Here is an 18236-nt window from a genome sequence, read left to right as displayed (position 1 = left end):
TATCGCCAAATTTTGATTTAGCTTATATAATAAAAAGGGTATAAAGATTTTTCGACAAAACCCAAATTTCATCAATAAATATTGGCGTTTTTAGTCGAATACTTCATTATAATGGAGAATAATTTATTTTTCAATAAAATTTTCCTATTTTTTTAAAAAATTAAAGGAATTCTTATTGCATTGTCGAATTCTTTCTTTAGAATAAGAATATATACAAATTTTCTGGATTTAAGCTTGAGGAGGAAATAGAGTGAAAAAAATTAAAGTTTGTGTGGTTGATGATAATAGAGAACTGGTTAATTTACTTGACGAATATTTATCGAGCCAAGACGACATCGAAGTATTAGGTGTTGCGTTTAACGGTCAAGATTGCCTGAACATGCTTCAAGATAAACAACCAGACGTTCTCGTTTTAGATATTATTATGCCTCATCTAGATGGCTTAGCAGTATTAGAGAGACTTCGTGAATTAAATCTTGAAAAACAGCCAAATGTCATTATGTTAACGGCATTTGGACAAGAGGATGTGACGAAAAAAGCTGTCGATTTAGGTGCTGCGTATTTTATTCTCAAGCCATTTGATATGGAAAATCTTGCAAGTCGAATTCGTCAAGTAAGCGGAAAGACTGCTCCGATTATTAAACGAAATACTGGAAGCAATGTTGTTCGTACAGAAAATAGTCCGAAAAATTTAGACGCGAGCATTACAAGTATTATTCATGAGATTGGGGTCCCTGCCCATATTAAAGGATATCTTTATCTAAGAGAAGCAATCTCAATGGTATACAATGATATTGAATTATTAGGGTCAATTACAAAGGTACTTTATCCTGATATTGCAAAGAAGTTCAATACAACTGCAAGCCGTGTTGAGCGTGCGATTCGTCATGCAATCGAAGTTGCATGGAGTCGAGGCAATATCGATTCTATCTCTAATCTTTTTGGTTATACAGTAAGTATGTCTAAAGCAAAGCCTACAAACTCAGAATTTATCGCAATGGTGGCAGATAAGCTCCGTCTTGAGCATAAAGCGTCTTGAGAGGGTAAGGAGTAACTACAACTGAACTTATTATTTGTTATATGATAGAAAAACACCGTTTCCAAGTGGGAACGGTGTTTTTCTTATTTCTCTTCTTTTTCGGCCTTCTCCAGCTCCATCATTTTTTTTACAAGAATATGTTGAGGCATATGGATGATTTGCTCAATCGGGACATTTAGGGCTTTTGATAATCGGATTGCTGTTTCAGCAGAAATTTGCAATGGTCTCATATAATGGTTTCTCCCTTTACTAAAATTACTCTATAATGGAAGTATACCAAAAAAAGGAGAATATCAATGATGAAAACGAAAATTTTTGGTCATAGAGGTTCTGCCGGAACACACCCGGAAAATACAATGATATCGTTTAAAGAAGCGGCCAGGGTTGGCGCAGATGGTATTGAGTTAGATATTCAAATGACAAAGGATGGAGTCATTGTGGTTATCCATGATGAAACCGTTAAACGTACTACGAATGGAAAGCATAAGGGTTGGGTTAAAGATTATACATTAAAACAAATCAAAAAAATGGATGTGAGTTACAAGTTTAAGGATAAGTACGGTATTTGTGAAATTCCGACACTAGAAGAGGTATTTGATTGGGCAAAATCAAACCAATTGCTAATAAATGTTGAATTTAAGACAGGGTTAGTTTCGTATAAGGACATAGAAGAGAAGACATTGAAGATGATTGGTGACTATGGTATTGAAAATCGGATTGTTTTATCAAGCTTTAATCATTATAGTTTAGTTAAGTGTAGGCGCATTTCAAGTACAATTGATCTTGCCATTTTGTATATGGAAGGACTTTATGAGCCGTGGGATTATGCAAAGCGTCTTAAGACGAACGGAATTCATCCATATCACCAGACGATAAATAAGGAAATAGTTGAAGAATCAAAGCTGAATGGGATTGCTGTACGTCCTTTTACAATAAATGATGAGAAAAAGATGAAGCAATTTATTGATTTTGGTTGTTCTGCTATCATCACAGATTACCCGAAGAAAGCGTTAGCTTTAACATAATAACCTCAAAAAATCCTGCTTAAATAAGCAGGATTATTTATTTTGCTCGCCAGCAGGTGAGCTTTCGTTTTGAAATTTTTCCTGAACTTTATTTCTTTTCCGGTCACGGTGTAAAATGAAGCCGCCAATAAAAGAGAGACCTGCTAAAAAGAAAATAAGGCCAATAATAAATTGTAGCATTAAGGATGGAATCGGGCTGTGCAAAACACCAAAAAACATATCCCTCATAAATTTAATTCCAACCCCTGCAATAACTCCTGGTATTAGTAGCACAATTAGAGCCAGTATACGTTGCATATCAAAAATCCTTTCAATAAAAACGAGTTATATATTAAATGTAAGCCATTAATAAAATTTGTCAAGATGGAGGATTCAGGTTATTATATAAGTGTGCATGTTTTTGCAAAATGGTTTTTGAAGGTGTGTAAAATATTGCATGGTATAAATCTTTGTTAGGAGGTGGCTGTGGTTATGCAGAAAGTTATGGTCGATTTGATCTTAGATTCAACCCATGATGGAATGATTGTCATTGATATTGATAGCCAAGTCATCTTACTAAACAACAGTGCGTCTAGGATGATTGGTGTCGCGAAGGAAGAAGCAATTGGAAAACATATATATGAGTGTATTCCTGATAGCCGATTACCCGACATTCTTACGACAAGAGCCATTGAGGTCAACCAGGAATTCGTTTTGAAAAATGGACGTAAAATCATTACAACCCGAATCCCGATGGTCAATGAATCGGGTATGTTATTAGGTGCATTTGCTGTTTTTAAAGATATTACTGAAGTTGTAGATCTTGCTGAAGAAATTACAAATTTAAAAGAAATACAAACATTGCTCGAAGCAATTATTCAATCCTCTGAAGAGGCAATTTCGGTTGTTGATGAAGATGGACGAGGCATATTAATTAATCGCGCGTACACTCGAATTACTGGACTTGAAAAAGAGCAAGTAATTGGGAAACCTGCAAATGCTGATATATCTGAAGGCGAAAGTATGCATATGCAAGTTTTAAAAACAAGAAGAGCTGTAAGAGGTGCCCGCATGAAAGTAGGGCCACACGAAAAAGATGTGATTGTTAACGTTGCACCCATCATTGTGGATGGAAAGCTAAAGGGTAGTGTTGGTGTCATTCATGATGTATCTGAAATAACTCAGTTAACATCTGAATTAAATCGAGCCAGACATATCATTCGATCACTTGAAGCGAAATATACGTTTGACGATATCATCGGTTCTTCTGAAGAGATGGAATTTGCTATAGAACAAGCAAAACTTGGTGCGAAAACTCCTGCTACGGTCTTACTTAGAGGTGAATCTGGAACAGGTAAAGAATTATTTGCACATGCGATACATAATGAAAGTAAACGAAAATTTAATAAGTTTGTTCGTGTGAATTGTGCTGCGATTTCAGAATCGCTGTTAGAAAGTGAGCTTTTTGGATATGAAGAAGGAGCTTTTTCGGGAGCAAAACGTGGTGGCAAACGAGGTATTTTTGAGGAAGCGAATAATGGCAGTATTTTCCTAGATGAAATTGGGGAGATGTCATTAAATACCCAGGCTAAATTACTACGGGTATTGCAGGAACGAGAGATCGTTCGAGTTGGTGGAACGAAACCAATTCCAATTGACGTAAGAATCATTGCAGCTACGAATGTGAATTTAGAAAAAGGAATTGGCAACGGAACATTTAGAGAAGACCTCTACTATCGTCTAAATAAAATTCCGATTTACATCCCTTCATTACGATTGCGAAAACAAGATATTAAACCACTAGCAGAACATCTGCTGCATAAAATAAATCAGGATTATGGTCGGACAGTTGAGGGGCTAACTGATGGCGCGATCAATTATTTGTATGAATATGACTGGCCAGGGAATGTTAGGGAGCTAGAGAATGTCCTAGGCAGAGCCGTAATCTTTATGAACTATCAGGAAAGACTAATAGATATAAAACATGTACAACCATTACATAGTTTGAATGAGAAAGTCCCTGCTAAACAATTGTTAGCTGCAACTGAAATTAAAGACGTTCCACTAACGGAATTAGTAGAAAAATACGAAGCAGAAGTAATTGCTGAAGTATTAAAGTTAAATGGTGGAAATAAAACAGCAGCTGCTAAATCATTAGGGATATCCCTAAGAAGCCTGTATTATAAGTTAGAGAAATATAATCTTGCAAATTAAAGCACGCAATAATTTGCAAAGTATGCAGGAATTTGCACAAAAAAATTCAGAGAAAGTTAACGATATAAAGCGCTTACACAAAAATATGTTGGCACGATAATTGCATAATAAAAAGGTGTAACAAGGGGAATTTTGATTGAAAAGAAGGTAAAGTCTAAATGAAACTTACTGATCTTATTAGTATTGCAGCCGAACAATCACAAGTGACCGTTGCAGTTGCAGCTGCCGAGGATGAAGAAGTACTTGAAGCTGTAGTAGAAGCTGTAAAAAACAAGCTTTCCCGTTTTTTGTTGTTTGGTAATCAAGAAAAAATTGAACAAATCCTTTCTGAAAAAGGGGGATATGGGACAGGACAAGAGGCACTTGTTGTATTAAATGTCTCATCAAAAGAAGAGGCGGCAGTGGCTGCAGTTAGAGCGGTTCATTCTGGTGAAGCAGATGTGTTAATGAAAGGAAATATTCCAACCTCCACTATTCTTAAGGCAGTTTTGAATAAAGAATATGGACTGCGTGCAGGAGGTATCCTATCACACGTTGCTGTATTTGAAGTACCAGATTATGACCGCCTCATCATCGTTACGGATGCGGCGATGAATATATCTCCGGAACTTCAGGAAAAGATACAGATTTTAAATAATGCCGTAAAAGTGGCAAATTCAATCGGTATCTCAGTACCAAAAGTTGCACCAATTGCTGCCGTTGAAGTGGTTAATCCTTCGATGCAGTCAACTTTGGATGCAGCCGTTTTAACCCAAATGAATCATCGCGGACAAATTCCTAATTGTATTGTCGATGGTCCGTTAGCGCTCGATAATGCCATCTCAATTTCAGCAGCAGTGCATAAAGGTATCGCGAGTGAAGTGGCTGGACAGGCTGATATTTTGCTAGTTCCAACGATAGAAGTTGGGAATGCATTATATAAATCTTTAGTCTATTTTGCAAAAGCAGAAGTTGGGGCTGTTATTGCGGGTGCTCGTGCACCAATTGTATTAACTTCTAGAGCCGATTCTGCAAAAAGTAAATTATATTCATTGGCATTGGCGGTTTGCTCTGCCAGCAAGTAATCAACTTTTAGTCAATCTTGGGAGGAACATACAAATGGAAATCTTTTCTTACATGGAAAAATATGATTATGAGCAATTAGTATTTTGTCAGGACAAACAATCTGGACTAAAGGCGATTATCGCTATTCACGATACAACGTTGGGACCAGCTCTTGGTGGTACACGTATGTGGACATATGCTTCAGAGGAAGCTGCAATTGAGGATGCACTCAGATTAGCGAAGGGGATGACATATAAGAATGCCGCTGCTGGATTAAATCTAGGTGGAGGTAAAACAGTTATAATTGGTGACCCACGCAAGGATAAAAATGAAGAAATGTTCCGTGCATTTGGACGTTATATCCAAGGGCTGAATGGCCGATATATTACCGCTGAAGATGTTGGTACTACTGTTGCAGATATGGACATTATCCACGAAGAAACAGATTTTGTAACAGGTATCTCACCAGCGTTTGGATCATCAGGAAACCCATCTCCGGTAACCGCATTTGGTGTATACCGCGGCATGAAGGCTGCTGCAAAAGAAGCATTTGGTTCGGATTCACTTGAAGGAAAGATAATAGCTGTTCAAGGTGTAGGAAATGTGGCGTACACACTTTGTAAATACCTTCATGAAGAAGGAGCAAATTTAATCGTAACAGATATTAATAAAGATGCAGTAGATCGCGCTGTAAGAGATTTTGGTGCCAGAGCAGTGGACCCTAACGACATTTATGGGGTGGATTGCGATATTTATGCACCTTGTGCACTCGGTGCTACAGTAAACGATGAGACAATTCCGCTATTAAAAGCAAAGGTCATTGCAGGATCTGCAAACAATCAGTTAAAAGAACCTCGTCATGGTGACACGATTCATGAATTAGGAATCGTTTACGCTCCAGACTATGTTATTAATGCTGGTGGAGTCATCAATGTTGCAGATGAATTATATGGGTACAACCAAGACCGTGCTCTTAAAAAGGTTGAATCCATTTATGACACAATTGCAAAGGTAATTGAAATTGCAAAAAGAGATGGTATTCCAACCTACCAAGCGGCAGATCGATTGGCGGAGGAACGAATCGAAAGAATGAGAAATTCTAGAAGTCAGTTTTTACAAAACGGGCACCACATTTTAAGTCGCAGAAAGTAAAGGCTTGTAGTGGGGGAAGGCTTTAAGCAAAGCTTTTCCTCCTTTTTACCTTCATAAGTTGCAAACATGAATGCAAAACAAACGAAGCACAGCCTTAAGCAGATGGAGGTTTCAATATTGCATGACAAAGAATATCGTATTCTCGTTATCAATCCGGGGTCAACATCAACAAAAATTGGTGTATATGATAATGAACTCTCGGTTTTTGAGAAAACGATTAGACATGATGTGTCAGAATTAGACGCTTATGAAAATATCATCGATCAATATGAATTTCGAAAAACAACGATTCTCGAAACGTTAGATAATGAGGGCATAAATATTTCAAAATTAAATGCCGTCTGTGGAAGAGGTGGGTTGTTAAAACCAATTCAAGGTGGTACTTACAAGGTTAATGATGAAATGCTACATGATTTGCGTATTGGTTATGCAGGTCAGCATGCTTCAAACCTCGGGGGTATATTAGCATATGAAATTGCATCTGGCTTAAACATTCCTCCCTATATTGTAGATCCAGTTGTCGTTGATGAGCTTGAGCCAATTGCTAGAATATCGGGCTTTGATTTGATTGAGAGAAGAAGCATTTTTCATGCTTTAAATCAAAAGGCAGTCGCACGAAGAATTGCGAAGGATCTCGGAAAAAAATATGAGGATTTAAATTTAATCGTCACTCATATGGGCGGAGGAATTACTGTCGGTGTCCATAAACAAGGTAAAGTCGTGGACGTTAATAATGGGTTGCATGGTGATGGACCATTTAGCCCAGAACGTGCTGGGACAGTTCCTGCGGGGGATTTAATCGACCTCTGTTTTTCTGGTCAATATTTTCGAGAAGAAATCATGAAAAAGCTAGTAGGTCATGGTGGATTGGTAGGATATCTCGGTACAAATAATGCAATTGAAGTCGAAAAAATGATTAAACACGGGGATGAAAAGGCGAAATTAGTTTACCAGGCAATGGCCTACCAAATCTCCAAAGAAATAGGAGCAGCAAGTGCAGCCTTATCTGGACGTGTTGATGCCATAATTTTAACCGGTGGATTAGCTTATGGAAACGAGTTTATATCCGAAATTTCTAACCGAGTGAATTGGATTGCAGATGTTATCGTCCAGCCAGGAGAGAATGAACTAAGGGCACTGGCGGAGGGAGCATTACGTGTACTGCAAGGGGAAGAGAAGGAAAAAGAATATCCAGGAAAACCACTTCAAACCCCGGTCTTAAAATAGGTGTTTAAAATGGAGGTTGAAAGGACCGCGTCGACAAAAACGCCACGTCCTGTGGCATTGTCGACACTAGCACGTCCTGTGCGTCGAAAGTTCAAGGCGGCGCAGCTTTGAGTACCGGAACGTATGCAGTTAATACGTGAGGAACGGAGAAGCAAGACAACGCAGAAATTAGATGTGTCATTTTCGGCCGGCTTTTTAAACATCATCTTAAAATAAGTGGAGCGAGTAGGTGAATTAGATGTCAAAAGAATATGATTTAGTGATTTTAGGAGGCGGGACCGGTGGCTATGTAGCAGCCATTCGTGCCTCACAACTGGGACTGAAAGTGGCAGTTGTAGAAAAAGGTAAGCTTGGAGGAACCTGTTTACATGCGGGCTGTATCCCAAGTAAAGCTCTACTTAGAAGTGCTGAAGTGTATGCAACAACGAAAAGAAGTGAAGAATTTGGGGTTATCACAAAAGATGTTTCACTTGATTTTTCAAAAGTACAGGAACGAAAAGATAAAATCACAGAGCAACTATATAAAGGTGTTCAACATTTAATGAAACAAGGGAAAATCGATGTCGTTGACGGATTTGGTCGCATCTTAGGCCCATCTATATTTTCACCAATGCCTGGGACAATTTCAGTCGAAATGAATAATGGCGAAGAAAATGAAATGTTGATTCCTAAAAATGTAATTATTGCAACAGGGTCTAGACCGCGTTCTTTACCTGGACTTGAAATTGATGGGGAATACGTTTTAACTTCCGATGAAGCTCTTCAAATGGAGAGTCTGCCAAGATCAATAGTCATTGTTGGCGGAGGTGTAATAGGGATTGAATGGGCGTCAATGCTGCACGATTTCGGTGTTGAAGTTACAGTCCTTGAGTATGCGAATCGAATTCTTCCAACCGAGGATCATGAAGTTTCAAAGGAAATGCAGCGATTGCTTAAGAAAAAAGGCGTAAAAATTGTTACAGGTGCAAAAGTATTGCCAGAGACCCTTGAAAAAGGAGAAGGAATTACAATTCAAGCTGAGCAAAAAGGGGAAATAAAATCTTTTTCAGCAGAAAAGGTTCTTGTATCTGTCGGTCGACAAGCAAATGTAGAAAATATTGGCCTAGAAAATACGGAGATTGTTGTAGAAAAAGGGTATATCAAAACGAATGAATTTTTCCAAACGAAAGAGTCTCATATTTACGCAATTGGAGACGTAATTGGAGGCCTTCAACTTGCACATGTTGCATCCCATGAGGGAATAGTGGCGGTTGAGCATATTGCTGGTGAGAATCCGATGCCGATTGATTATTCACTTGTATCTAAATGTGTATACAGTAATCCAGAAGTAGCGAGTGTTGGTTTTACAGAAGAGGAAGCGAAAGAAAAAGGTTACACAGTGAAAATAGGGAAGTTTTCATTTAGAGCAATTGGGAAAGCCCTTGTTTTTGGTGAATCTGATGGATTTGTAAAACTTGTTGTTGATGAAGCTACAAACGATTTACTAGGTGTTCATATGATCGGGCCACATGTAACGGATATGATTTCAGAGGCTGGATTGGCAAGAGTCCTAGACGCAACTCCATGGGAGGTTGCACACACCATACACCCTCACCCAACCTTATCTGAAGCGATTGGTGAAGCTGCTTTAGCTGTTGATGGTAAAGCCATACACGCATAATTTGGTTCGGTTTTTAATATTTTTTAATTAGCGGGCTTGTCCAACCTGCGCAAATTATGATTTTTTAAGGAGGTCTTTTCATGTCCGAAAATCGTCATCAAGCATTGGGGTTAAGTGATGATACAGTTCTTGAAATGTATGAAACAATGCTTTTAGCTAGAAAAATAGATGAGAGAATGTGGTTATTAAATCGTGCAGGTAAAATTCCATTTGTTATTTCCTGTCAAGGTCAAGAAGCAGCACAAGTAGGTGCGGCATTTGCCCTAGAACGCGAAAAAGATTATGTATTGCCATATTACCGGGATATGGGAGTGGTTCTTACATTTGGAATGACTGCTAAGGAATTGATGTTGTCTGCATTTGCAAAGGCTGAAGACCCAAATTCAGGTGGACGTCAAATGCCTGGTCATTTTGGTCAAAAGAAAAACCGTATTGTAACGGGTTCGTCTCCAGTTACTACACAGGTTCCTCATGCAGTTGGTGTAGCCTTAGGGGGAAGGATGGAAGGAAAAGATTTAGTTACTTTTGTTACATTCGGTGAAGGTTCATCTAACCAAGGCGACTTTCATGAAGGTGCGAATTTCGCAGCCGTCCATAAACTACCCGTTATCTTCATGTGTGAAAATAATAAATACGCCATTTCTGTTCCGTATGAAAAGCAGGTGGCCTGTGAAAAGATTTCCGATCGTGCCATTGGATATGGAATGCCTGGTGTAACTGTTGATGGAAATGATCCTCTTGAAGTATATAAAGCAGTGAAAGAAGCAGCAGACAGAGGCCGTCAAGGGGAGGGACCAACTTTAGTTGAGACAATCTCGTATCGATTGACTGCGCACTCATCTGATGATGATGATCGTGCATATCGTGAGCAGGAAGAAGTGGCAGAAGCAAAGAAAAATGATCCAATCCTCTCTTTTGCAGCTTATTTAAAGGAAGTAGGAGTACTAGATAAGGCAAAAGAACAGGAAATCATAGACCGTATTGCGAAGCTTGTTAATGAAGCAACAGACTATGCAGAAAATGCTCCATACGCGGAGCCAGAGCATGCTCTAAAATATGTTTACGCTGAACAGTAAGGGGGAAAAAGAATGGCTGTAATTTCATATATTGATGCCGTGACAATGGCAATTCGTGAAGAAATGGAACGTGATCCTAAAGTTTTTATTTTGGGAGAGGATGTAGGAAAAAAAGGAGGAGTGTTTAAGGCGACAAATGGACTATATGAAAAATTTGGGGAGCAACGTGTAATTGACACCCCTTTAGCTGAGTCAGCCATTGCAGGTGTTGGGATTGGTGCAGCTATGTATGGAATGAGACCTATTGCTGAAATGCAATTTGCAGATTTTATAATGCCTGCAGTCAATCAAATTATTTCTGAAGCCGCTAAAATACGTTACCGTTCGAACAATGATTGGAGTTGTCCAATTACCATTCGTGCTCCATATGGTGGCGGAGTCCATGGTGCCCTTTATCACTCACAATCAGTTGAAGCGGTTTTTGCAAACCAACCGGGCTTGAAAATTGTGATGCCATCTACCCCTTATGATGTAAAAGGCTTATTAAAGGCTGCTATTCGTGATGAAGACCCAGTATTATTCTTCGAGCATAAACGTGCTTATCGCTTAATTAAAGGCGAGGTACCAGATGATGACTATGTATTGCCAATTGGTAAGGCAGATGTGAAGCGTGAGGGTGACGATATTACGGTAATTACTTATGGATTGTGTGTGCATTTTGCTTTGCAGGCTGCAGAGCGTCTTGCAAAGGATGGAATTCAAGCTCATATTCTTGATTTACGTACCGTATATCCGCTTGATAAAGAAGCGATTATTGAAGCAGCTTCAAAGACGGGCAAAGTCTTATTGTTAACAGAAGATAATAAAGAAGGAAGTATTATAAGTGAAGTTTCCGCAATCATTGCTGAGAATTGTTTATTTGATTTAGACGCACCAATTAAGCGACTTGCCGGTCCAGAAGTACCTGCTATGCCATACGCACCAACTATGGAAAAATACTTCATGGTGAACCCAGACAAAGTCGAAAAAGCAATGAGAGAGCTAGCGGAATTTTAACTTTATTTTATTTGCGCAGAAGTTATTCTGCTTTAAATGAGGAGGTTTCATGATTGGCGACTGAAAAAATAACTATGCCCCAACTCGGTGAGAGTGTTACAGAGGGCACCATTAGTAAATGGCTTGTCGCAGTTGGAGATACTGTAAACAAATATGATCCATTAGCAGAAGTAATGACAGATAAAGTGAATGCAGAGGTACCTTCTTCGTTTTCAGGAACAATAAAAGAGCTTATTGCGGAAGAAGGAGAAACTCTAGCAGTAGGTGAAGTAATCTGTGTGATTGAAACGGCAGGAAGTGAAACTGATCAGAAGTCAACCCCAAGCACTGACAAAGAAGACACTTCTGAAAAAGCTACAAATGTAGTGGCAGAGCAAAGTGATACTTCCCAAAAATTACGCTATTCACCGGCCGTTCTAAAGCTTTCACAGGAACATAATATCGATCTAACTCAGGTAAAAGGAACTGGAGCAAGTGGTAGAATAACACGTAAGGATCTCCAAAAATTGATTGAGTCTGGTCAGATACCTACAGCTGGTCAGCAAGTAGAATCAGTAGAGTCTAAACCTACTAGCCAGCCTGTTGCTCCCCCACAAACTAGTAGGCCTGCGTCACCATCTAACATACCGGTTGCAGTTGGTGATGTTGAAATACCAGTAACAGGGGTACGTAAAGCGATTGCGGCAAATATGCTACGTAGTAAGCATGAAGCTCCACATGCATGGACCATGATTGAAGTGGATGCTACCAATATGGTCGCATACAGAAATTCTATTAAAAATGAATTTAAACAAAAAGAAGGGTTTAACCTTACATTCTTTGCGTTTTTCGTAAAAGCAGTTGCTCAAGCGCTCAAGGAATTCCCACAAATAAATTCAATGTGGGCAGGAGATAAAATTATTCAGAAAAAGGATATTAATATTTCAATTGCGGTTGCCACAGAAGATGCTCTATTTGTTCCAGTTATTAAGAATGCGGACGAAAAATCAATTAAAGGGATTGCAAGGGAAATCACTGAGCTTGCAACAAAGGTTCGAGCTGGTAAGCTTTCTGCTGACGATATGCAGGGCGGTACCTTTACAGTGAATAATACAGGTTCATTTGGTTCAATCCAGTCAATGGGGATTATCAATTATCCGCAAGCAGCCATTTTGCAGGTTGAATCAATCGTACAACGACCGGTAATCATTAATGGAATGATTGCTGTTCGCGATATGGTGAATCTCTGTATGTCTCTTGACCACCGTGTGTTAGACGGTCTTATTGCAGGACGATTCTTAGCACGAGTCAAGGAAATCATTGAAACTACCACAAAAGAAAATACATCTATTTACTAAAGACATTGCTTAGGCAGTGTCTTTTTACTTTTATCTATTCATTGCGACATCCCATTATATATACTAAAATTATAGTTGAAAACGATTACGAAGGTAGGGGGAATCCTTGTGACGAATAAATCGAAAAAATACCAAGATATTACCTTCCCATCCATAGATTATGATACATGGAAACAGGAAGCAGAGAAATCATTAAAAGGAAAGCCTCTTGAAAAATTACATAAAAAAACATATGAAAAAATTACACTAAAACCTATTTATACAAAGGAAGACATTCAGCATATACCGTTTCTAAAAGATATGCCTGGAGAAGGTTCAAAAGTGCGTGGTTCAAAGCCTACTGGATACGTGAACAACCCATGGCAAGTGAGTCAGGAAATAGACATACAGACGCCTAAAGAATTCAACAATGCGTTAAAGGATGCACTACAAAATGGGAAAACGATGATCCATTTTACATTGCAAACGGAAAATAACCCGAAAGAGGGACTGGCTTTACATAACGAAAACGATCTGAAGGAAGCCTTTGATGGCATCTCATTGTCAAATACACCAGTCTTAATTGATGCACAAACTGATTTATTACCTTTTTTATCACTGATTGAATCTTATGCAAAAGAAGATTCTCTCACAGGAACAATCGGGATGGACCCACTTGCGACTTTAGTCGAAAATGGACAGCTACCTTTAAAACTTGAAGTTGCCTATGAACAATTATCAGAATCGGTAAAATGGGCTACAAAGAAACAACCCAATTTAAGAACGATTCTTGTCAAAGGGTCACCATATCATAATGGTGGGGCAAATGCGGTACAAGAACTTGCTTATACAATCGGAACTGGGATTGAATATATATGCGAATTACTCGATAAAAAGCATTCAATTGATGAAATAGCACAACGTATGACGTTTACTTTTTCAATTGGTTCAAATGTATTTATGGAAATTGCGAAAATAAGAGCTGCAAGGATGATTTGGTCGACAGTTATTGAAGAGTACGGAGGAAATGAAGATTCCTCAAAAATGCATATCCATGCAAGAACATCAGCATTTACAAAAACAATCCACGACCCATATGTTAATATGCTGCGTTCTACTATAGAAGCTTTTTCTGCCATTGTTGGTGGAATCGAGAGCCTACACGTTTCTGCATTCGATGAACCAATCAAGAGTTCGGACTCTTTTTCGAGAAGAATTGCAAGAAACACGCAAGCGATTCTTCTCAAGGAATCCTTTTTAGATAAGGTGATTGACCCTGCAGGTGGCTCTTGGTATGTCGAAGCATTAACAAACGAACTTGCAGAGAGTGCATGGGAGCTATTAAATGAAATTGAGTCTCAGGGTGGAATGCTTGAAGCTTTAAAATCAGGAAGTGTTCAAGAAAGTATCTCAACTGTTCTATCGGAAAGACAAAAAAATGTGAACCATCGTAGAGATAAAATTGTCGGCACGAATATGTATGCTAATATTCAAGAAACATCGATTGGTCAAATAGAGCAAAAAGAAATAAATCAAAGCTCAGAGTCTTCCTTTTTAATCAATCCAATTCCTTCAGTAAGAATTTCGGAAAGCTTTGAATTACTGAGAAAAGTTTCAGAGGATTATCTGCAAGCTACTGGTGAACTTCCTAAAGTTGGTTTAGTAAATTTAGGTCCAATTCCTGAACATAAACCAAGAGCAGACTTCATTACGGGGTTCTTTGAAGCTGGAGGTTTCCAAGTTTTAAAAAATGATGGATATCTGAATGTTGAAGACGCTATTGCAGGAGCAAAGGCTATGAATCTTAGAACTTTTGTATTTTGTGGGCAGGACGAATCATACACAGAAATGGCTATAAGAATATGTGGTGAACTCAAGGAATTCAACCAAGACTTGCGTTTCTTTATAGCAGGAAAACCGGAAGATGAGGCACCATTTTTAAATGCGGGAATCAGTGATTTTATCCATATTGGCACAAATTGTTTTGCGTTTTTACATCGATTACAACAAGAGATGGGGGTGAGGCTACATGGCTAAACGACTTGATCTTTCCAAAATAAAGTTAAAGAAGTCTGATATACCATCTACTCCTGAACAATGGACTGAAAAAGTAGAAGAAGAAATCAGGCAATCTATTGAGGATTTACTATTTGAGACAAACGAACAAATTGCAGTAAAGCCTTTATATACAGAAAAAGATCTGGAGGGGCTAACTCATCTTGACTATATGCCAGGTATTCCTCCATTCTTACGTGGGCCATATCCAACGATGTACGTCAATCGCCCATGGACGGTTCGTCAGTACGCTGGATTTTCCACTGCAGAGGAAAGTAATGCTTTTTATCGCCGAAATCTTGCAATGGGGCAAAAAGGCCTTTCTGTTGCATTTGATTTAGCAACTCATCGTGGTTATGATTCAGACCACCCTCGTGTTGTTGGTGATGTTGGTAAAGCAGGAGTAGCAATTGACTCAATTCTTGATATGAAAACATTATTTGATGGAATTCCACTTGATCAAATGAGTGTTTCGATGACGATGAATGGTGCGGTACTTCCAATCATGGCTTTCTATATCGTTACAGCAGAGGAGCAGGGGGTTCCTCCTGAAAAATTATCGGGAACGATTCAGAATGATATATTGAAAGAATATATGGTTCGAAATACGTATATTTACCCACCAGAAACATCAATGAGAATTATTTCTGATATTTTTGAGTACACGTCTAACAAGATGCCGAAGTTCAATAGCATTAGTATTTCTGGATATCATATGCAAGAAGCAGGTGCACCAGCAGACCTTGAATTAGCATATACCCTTGCAGATGGGTTGGAATATGTACGAACAGGAATTAACAAGGGGATAGACATTGATTCTTTTGCACCTCGCCTATCTTTTTTCTGGGCAATCGGCATGAATTATTTTATGGAGGTAGCAAAGATGAGAGCGGCACGACTCATTTGGGCGCAAATGATGAAGGCCTTCAATCCGAAAAATCCAAAATCTCTTGCTTTAAGAACACATTCACAAACTTCAGGATGGAGCTTAACCGAGCAAGATCCTTACAATAATGTCACAAGAACATGTATTGAAGCATTGGCTGCCGTCTCTGGTCATACCCAATCCTTGCATACAAATGCACTGGATGAGGCAATCGCACTTCCAACTGACTTCTCTGCTCGTATCGCTCGAAACACTCAATTATATTTACAAGATGAAACGGGGATTTGTAATGTAATCGATCCGTGGGGTGGCTCCTATTATGTAGAATCCTTAACCAAGGAGCTTATGGACAGAGCGTGGAAGCATATTGAGGAGATTGAAGAGCTTGGTGGAATGACCAAAGCGATTGAAACAGGACTACCGAAAATGAGAATTGAGGAGGCGTCCGCTAGACGCCAGGCAAGAATTGATTCCGGCAAAGAGACCATTATTGGTGTGAATAAATATCGATTACAAAAAGAGGACCCTATTGATATTTTAGATATTGATAATACAGCAGTTCGCTTGAAACAAATTGAGAGACTAAATGATTTAAAAGCTTCTCGTGATGACAACAAAGTTGACGAGGCATTAGCTGCTATTACAAACGCAGTTGCAACAGGAGAAGGAAATTTGTTGGAGTTAGCGGTGAATGCGGCTAGAGTTCGTGCTACTTTAGGAGAAATTTCAAATGCAGTTGAAAAAGCATCACAAAGACATAAAGCCGTTATTCGTTCAATTAGTGGAATTTATAGCTCTGAATATTCAAATGAGGAAGAAATTATGAATGTTAAGCATATGACGGATGAGTTTTTGGAGAATGAGGGAAGACGTCCGAGAATCCTGATTGCAAAAATGGGTCAGGATGGACATGACCGGGGAGCAAAGGTAATTGCTACTGCCTTCGCGGACCTTGGCTTTGATGTGGATATCGGCCCGTTATTCCAGACACCTGCAGAAACAGCCCTACAAGCAGTGGAGAATGATGTACATGTAATTGGAATGAGCTCTCTTGCTGCGGGCCACAAAACATTACTGCCACAGCTTATAGAAGAGCTTAGAAAACTAGGACGAGAGGATATTATTGTGATTGTGGGCGGTGTCATCCCTGCACAGGATTATGAGTACTTGAAAGAACAAGGTGCAGCTGCCATTTTCGGACCTGGTACAGTAATACCAGTCGCCGCCCAAACAGTCATCGAGGAAATTTATCGTCGTTTAGGGTATGAGGAAGAGAGCAATGAATGACAAGAAAAATCGTCCTGATTGGGTGCCAGAAAACGCCTCTGATAGTTTCACAACCGAAATCGTGAAGGGAAAAGAACAAAATAACCCTACTGAAAGACGTAAATTTGTGAAAAAGAAAGAGCGTTCAATAGAAGAGTTTGTGCAAGGAATTCGAAACGGTGATCGCGCCATTCTTGCACAAGCGATTACACTTGTTGAAAGTAATGCAAAACGTCATCAAGACCAGGCTCAGGATGTTATTAATGAAATTCTACCCCATACAGGTAACTCCGTCAGGATTGGTATAACAGGAGTACCTGGAGCGGGGAAAAGTACATTCATTGAAAGCTTCGGTTCGTATTTATGTGAGCAGGGGCATCGAGTAGCTGTTTTAGCTGTTGACCCAAGCAGCAGTATTACAGGTGGAAGTATTCTTGGGGATAAAACGCGAATGGAGACTCTCGCTCGAAATAGGAATGCATTTATTCGACCATCACCTTCAGGCGGGACCCTTGGTGGGGTTAATCGAAAAACCAGAGAAACGATTTTACTTTGCGAAGCAGCGGGTTTTGATGTGATTTTAGTAGAGACAATTGGTGTTGGGCAAAGTGAAGTTGTGGTAAGAAGTATGGTCGATTTTTTCCTTCTTCTCGTTTTGACAGGTGCAGGAGATGAATTACAAGGTATGAAAAAAGGAGTTATGGAGCTAGCTGATGCATTATTGATAAATAAAGCAGATGGTGACAATAGACAGAAGGCAAAGGTAGCACGCGGAGAGTACAATCGGATTCTCCACTATCTTCAGCCAAGCACCAAGGGCTGGTCATCAAAGGCGTATACAGCTTCAGCACTTTATCATGAAGGTATGGAAGAAATGTGGAAAATCATCCAACGGTTTGTTGAAACAACAAAAGAATCCGGTGTCTTTACAGAACGGAGGAACTCACAAACGAAGCATTGGATAAATGCGATGATAAAAGATTATCTTGAAGCAAGCTTCTTTAATCATCCGTCAATTAAAACACAACTTCCCATTTTAGAAAATAAGGTTGTCGAGGGGGACTTAAATGTAACCTCGGCTGTGAAAGAATTAATTCAGCTATACGAAGCATAAAAAAAGAAGGAGAGCAAAATATTGCTTTCCTTCCATCTAGGGAGTTTAGGGGTATGATCTAGATGTATTTATAGAATACCCGAATAATGTAATTTTAAACATTCTATTGGTAAATTAATCAAAGCATTATCGTTTGTAAAAACATGTTGTAAATTGATATTATTAAAGAAGGCAAAATAATTATCTA

The 18236-nt window shown here is 39.0% G+C and carries 15 protein-coding genes; 13 read left to right on the top strand and 2 right to left on the bottom strand.

Features of this window, described 5'->3' with window-relative positions:
* Positions 1–250 precede the first annotated feature (250 nt).
* Complete coding sequence (spo0A, locus tag CKJ95_RS02520; RefSeq protein ID WP_099351841.1) at positions 251–1039, top strand: sporulation transcription factor Spo0A; 789 nt, start codon at positions 251–253, stop codon at positions 1037–1039.
* A gap of 83 nt (positions 1040–1122) precedes the next feature.
* Here the strand turns inward: spo0A and CKJ95_RS02515 are convergent, their stop codons facing one another.
* Entirely contained in the window at positions 1123–1269 is a 147-nt protein-coding gene (locus CKJ95_RS02515) for a YycC family protein (protein ID WP_099351840.1), read from the bottom strand.
* Between the two features lie 69 nt (positions 1270–1338).
* Here CKJ95_RS02515 and CKJ95_RS02510 point away from each other — a divergent pair, with 69 nt between their 5' ends.
* Complete coding sequence (locus CKJ95_RS02510) at positions 1339–2064, top strand: glycerophosphodiester phosphodiesterase (RefSeq protein ID WP_099351882.1); 726 nt, start codon at positions 1339–1341, stop codon at positions 2062–2064.
* Between the two features lie 33 nt (positions 2065–2097).
* On the opposite strand, the gene CKJ95_RS02505 is transcribed toward CKJ95_RS02510, so the two are convergent.
* Positions 2098–2361 (bottom strand): DUF2627 domain-containing protein, encoded by a 264-nt coding sequence (locus CKJ95_RS02505; RefSeq protein WP_099351839.1) that lies wholly within the window; start codon positions 2359–2361, stop codon positions 2098–2100.
* Between the two features lie 174 nt (positions 2362–2535).
* Here CKJ95_RS02505 and CKJ95_RS02500 point away from each other — a divergent pair, with 174 nt between their 5' ends.
* From CKJ95_RS02500 to meaB, 11 genes are all read left to right on the top strand, one after another.
* Positions 2536–4257, top strand: a complete 1722-nt coding sequence (locus tag CKJ95_RS02500; RefSeq protein WP_099351838.1) for a sigma-54 interaction domain-containing protein — start codon at positions 2536–2538, stop codon at positions 4255–4257.
* Between the two features lie 158 nt (positions 4258–4415).
* On the top strand, positions 4416–5321 hold the full coding sequence (yqiS, locus tag CKJ95_RS02495) for a phosphate butyryltransferase (protein ID WP_099351837.1): 906 nt from the start codon (positions 4416–4418) through the stop codon (positions 5319–5321).
* A gap of 34 nt (positions 5322–5355) precedes the next feature.
* The gene (bcd, locus tag CKJ95_RS02490) at positions 5356–6453 is read left to right on the top strand and encodes a branched-chain amino acid dehydrogenase (RefSeq protein ID WP_099351836.1); all 1098 of its coding nucleotides are present in this window, start codon (positions 5356–5358) and stop codon (positions 6451–6453) included.
* Positions 6454–6555: 102 nt separating this feature from the next.
* Positions 6556–7680, top strand: coding sequence for a butyrate kinase (gene buk / locus CKJ95_RS02485; RefSeq protein WP_373604822.1), 1125 nt, complete (start codon positions 6556–6558; stop codon positions 7678–7680).
* A gap of 238 nt (positions 7681–7918) precedes the next feature.
* On the top strand, positions 7919–9340 hold the full coding sequence (gene lpdA / locus CKJ95_RS02480; RefSeq protein ID WP_099351834.1) for a dihydrolipoyl dehydrogenase: 1422 nt from the start codon (positions 7919–7921) through the stop codon (positions 9338–9340).
* An 80-nt stretch (positions 9341–9420) separates the two neighbouring features.
* The gene (locus tag CKJ95_RS02475; RefSeq protein ID WP_099351833.1) at positions 9421–10416 is read left to right on the top strand and encodes a thiamine pyrophosphate-dependent dehydrogenase E1 component subunit alpha; all 996 of its coding nucleotides are present in this window, start codon (positions 9421–9423) and stop codon (positions 10414–10416) included.
* Positions 10417–10428: 12 nt separating this feature from the next.
* Positions 10429–11412: an alpha-ketoacid dehydrogenase subunit beta gene (locus CKJ95_RS02470; protein WP_099351832.1), complete on the top strand. Its 984-nt coding sequence runs from the start codon at positions 10429–10431 to the stop codon at positions 11410–11412.
* 53 nt (positions 11413–11465) lie between these two features.
* On the top strand, positions 11466–12749 hold the full coding sequence (locus CKJ95_RS02465; RefSeq protein WP_099351831.1) for a dihydrolipoamide acetyltransferase family protein: 1284 nt from the start codon (positions 11466–11468) through the stop codon (positions 12747–12749).
* 108 nt (positions 12750–12857) lie between these two features.
* Positions 12858–14765: a methylmalonyl-CoA mutase family protein gene (locus CKJ95_RS02460; RefSeq protein ID WP_099351830.1), complete on the top strand. Its 1908-nt coding sequence runs from the start codon at positions 12858–12860 to the stop codon at positions 14763–14765.
* Positions 14758–16956 carry a methylmalonyl-CoA mutase gene (gene scpA, locus CKJ95_RS02455; RefSeq protein WP_099351829.1) on the top strand — a complete coding sequence of 733 codons (2199 nt, stop codon included), beginning with the start codon at positions 14758–14760 and terminating at the stop codon, positions 16954–16956. The genes CKJ95_RS02460 and scpA overlap by 8 nt, the downstream gene beginning before the upstream one ends.
* Positions 16949–18049: a methylmalonyl Co-A mutase-associated GTPase MeaB gene (meaB, locus tag CKJ95_RS02450; RefSeq protein WP_099351828.1), complete on the top strand. Its 1101-nt coding sequence runs from the start codon at positions 16949–16951 to the stop codon at positions 18047–18049. Before scpA ends, meaB begins: the two co-directional genes overlap by 8 nt.
* Positions 18050–18236: the final 187 nt, after the last annotated feature.

It is taken from the genome of Fredinandcohnia onubensis (assembly GCF_002734285.1).
GTDB lineage: Bacteria > Bacillota > Bacilli > Bacillales > Bacillaceae_L > Ferdinandcohnia > Ferdinandcohnia onubensis_A.
The sequence above is the reverse complement of the archived record's forward strand: the minus strand, read 5'-3'. Positions and strand labels throughout refer to the sequence as shown.